This is a genomic window from Vibrio sp. V42_P2S4T144 (assembly GCF_009904715.1).
In the GTDB taxonomy this organism is placed as follows: Bacteria; Pseudomonadota; Gammaproteobacteria; order Enterobacterales; family Vibrionaceae; genus Vibrio; species Vibrio alginolyticus.
Genome location: NZ_WXWS01000148.1, coordinates 1 through 3,572 on the forward strand (window position 1 = coordinate 1; position 3,572 = coordinate 3,572).

2 protein-coding genes are annotated in these 3,572 nt (G+C 42.2%); both read right to left on the reverse strand.

Features of this window, described 5'->3' with window-relative positions:
* Positions 1 to 417: hypothetical protein (locus CAG68_RS04845; protein ID WP_161440836.1), on the reverse strand; the 417-nt coding region annotated here is incomplete at its 3' end.
* Between the two features lie 9 nt (positions 418 to 426).
* Positions 427 to 3,570: a response regulator gene (locus tag CAG68_RS04850; RefSeq protein ID WP_202599850.1), complete on the reverse strand. Its 3,144-nt coding sequence runs from the start codon at positions 3,568 to 3,570 to the stop codon at positions 427 to 429.
* Between the last annotated feature and the right edge of the window lie 2 nt (positions 3,571 to 3,572).

Sequence of the window (3,572 nt, forward strand, 5' to 3'; positions counted from 1 at the left end):
GGCATAACCAATTCTATTCGGCTTCTCTTGCATCCATGCTATGAGGTCATCAATGCTGGAGCGTGCAATCACTTTTGGCGGTCTAGCTTTACCTGAAAAAGACAAGCTTGCCCAATGCGCGTTCATTTGCGCTAAATTTTTGTTGAGAAGATAACGATAGAACTCAGCTCTTTCTGTTGATGTCGCAGGCCAGTCAGAGAGTTCAATTCGCTGGCCTTGTAAAAGTTGCGTCTTCCCTCTGTACAACTTTCGCGCTTTATTGACAGTGAGCGGAGAGAATTCGTCATTAAATGAGAAAACGGCGTAGCTCTCTGCAGCGAGAGCTTGGCAATTTAATGAAAGAAGGGCAATCAGAATAAACAGATAGCGTTTTATGTAACGCAAAGGAAAAGCAACGCGAGAATGATTTCTACTCATAGAATCCACCTACATTGCTTGTTCAATTTGATACAACAGTTTTTCTTTGCGCACAGGCTTTGGTACGTAGGCATCCATTCCTGAATCAAAGCAGCGTTGAATATCATCATCAACGACGCTTGCTGTTAATGCGATAATGGGCGTCTTAGCTAATCCTTTACTCGCTTCATAAGCTCTAATTTGCCTAGAAGCTTCAAACCCATCCATTATGGGCATCATGCAATCCATCAAAATAACATCAAACTTTCCATCTTTTTGGAACATTTCGACTGCAATTTGTCCGTTTTCTGCGACTTCGAATTGATAGCCTGCTTTAGATAGCAATAGAGAAGCCACTTTCTGGTTCACTCTATTGTCTTCGACAAGCAAGATACGTTCGGAGCGAATAGGCGTTACCGTTGCTTCTGGTTGCTCTGAACTCGCAGGTAGTTTATGAGTTGTATCGAGAGTAGTGTTCTCTTGGTGTGGTTCAGCAGGCGTCGTGTTGGAAACACGTAACCCAATTGCCTTATCTAACTTCTCTTTAAGCAACCCTGCTTTAAACGGTTTGGGCACATAGTCATCCATTCCAACGTCAAAGCATTTTTGTATATCGTCATCGACCACACTTGCCGTTAGAGCAATAATCGGAATTCTGAAAGCGCGTTTTTCTTTTACTTCTATTTGACGAATTATTTGGGTGGCTTCAAATCCATCCATTACGGGCATCATGCAGTCCATTAAAATTAGGCTGTATTGATTCTGTTGAAATTTCTCAACCGCTTCTTGTCCGTTTACTGCGACATCAAAGTCGAAGCCAGCTTTTGTGACGTGTAGCCCCGCGATTTTTTGATTGACCGTATTGTCATCAACGACCAAAATTTTCGGCAAAGATTTAACATGTTGCGCTGAAATGCTCTCTTGTTGTGCGTGCGAGAAATTTGCCGCACAACTTTCAAGTGCTTTAATTAAGCGCTGCCCTAGTAGTGGCTGAGTGACCAAGGCGCTGATACTGCTTCTAAAGTCGAATTGTGGGCTATGAAGGTGCTTGATGAGGCAGACACGAATGTTTCGTTTACAAAGGCTTTCTATCTCATCGATATGCATCGCCGCTGCATTTGGTGATCCTTCTACATGAATAACGATAACGCGCTCGTTATCAATCCACGTTGGCAACGCACTTAAGGTATCTACTGACTGCGTTATATTGATGTTGAAAAAACTTAACTCGTTACGCAGTTTTTGTTCTAGTTGAGTACTGCTGCATACAATCCATATGTCGTTGTGATTCAGAGCGTGATAAGCGTTAAACTCTTGCGTCACAACAGGAGCAGTTAGTTCAAAGAAGAAGCGACTGCCTTTACCTTTCTCGGATTCAAGTTGAATTTCTCCACCCATTAGCTCAACTAATTGCGTGCTAATGGCAAGCCCAAGTCCAGTTCCCCCAAATTGTCGGGTAGTAGAGTTATCCTCTTGGGCAAATGGAGCAAATATTTTCTTTTGCTGCTGGGCATCAATACCAATCCCAGAATCTTTAACGGAAAACTCGATGACCGCTTCACCATTTTTTATTTCGCGGGTGATGACCGATAGCTCTACACTGCCTTGTTCGGTAAATTTTACCGCGTTAGACATGAAGTTCATGACAACTTGGCGTATACGATGGTCATCCAACATTACGTGGTAAGGCGTGTTACGGCTAATGTTGACTTGCACATCGATGCCTTTTTCCTTTGCTTTCGGTGAAATGATAGAAGCAATGTCATAGATAGACTCTCGAACACAAGTTGAATGTGGGCTAATGAGCAACATCCCAGATTCAATTTTTGAGAAGTCTAGAACGTCATTAATTAAACTCAAAAGCAGTTGGGAGGAGGTTTCAATCGTATCGACGTAATCGCGTTGTGTGGCAGTCAGGGAAGTATCGGATAACACTTCAGAGATGCCAATAACGCCATTTAGCGGCGTGCGGATCTCGTGGGACATGTTGGCCAAAAAGCTACTTTTGGCTTTACTCGCCTTAATTGCATCATCTTTTGCTTGTTCTGCATCTTCTTTAGCTTGTGTGAGCTTTAGTCTGGACAACATCCGCTCATCACTAAGCTTTTTTACCTCTCGAGCAAACTTACTCAGCTCGTCTTTACCCTTTATTAGTTGAGCAAGAGGTGAATTTTCAGTGTTACTTTGTTCATTGCTTTCGTTACTGAGAAATTTGAGGACTAGATTCAAGTTTCCAGTAACTTTTCGCACCAATCTTAGCGTTAAACTTACGACCAACAGCGTTAAAAGGCTCATCATTGCGATAAAGGTAAAGCGGTGCTGTGTCGTCGTGTTGATTGTCTTTGATATATCATCACTCAGCTGCTGTTCCATTTTGTCGTCAACACTTTGTAATAACGATAAGCGTTTGTTGAGTGCAGATAACCCCGCATCAATCTCATCCGGGGTTAATGATTTGAGTTGAGCTGGTTGCAATAAATAAGCACGAAACTCTTGGCTTTTGATAAAGACTTCACCCGTAAACGTCTCAATGAGCAGATCTACTTGTTGTTGATTGGCATTTAGCGTCACAAAACGCTCTAGAAATAGTTGTTGGTTCTGGATTAAAGATTGGATAGAAGCCAGTGTTGTGAGGTCATACTCGTTATTTTCCTCTGAAGATCGAATCAAATATTCGCTTAATCTATGCTCTTCAGTGGACCAAAACATCAACCATTCAAGTTGCATCAAAGAAGAAAGGTGAGTGTTTGTTTCATAACTCACATTTCTAAAATAGACTTTGTCTAAGCTCATGAGGATTTCTTTGAACGTATCAGCGCGCCACTCTGCCGCATCTAACTTTTCTTCTTGATTTTGCGAAGAGAGCATCGAGAGGGTTGCTTCCTCAAAGCTTGTCAACTGGTTTAGTATCTCAGCGTTTTCACCGAATACTGGTGCTGCAGTGTCGCGTAACAATTGAGATATCTGCTGAGTTTTTAGTTGCTTATCTATTACATCAGGGTTATTCGGTAGGTGATAAAGCGAAGATACGCGGTCTATGTAGACAGAGAATAACTGTGCTTTTTGTAGTTCCTGAGCCTGGATAGAAAGGCTTTGTACATGTTTACCCGCGAGGACAAGCAACAATAAAATTGGCAGCAAAACCAACCCAAATAGCTTTTGTTTTACCGACAGGT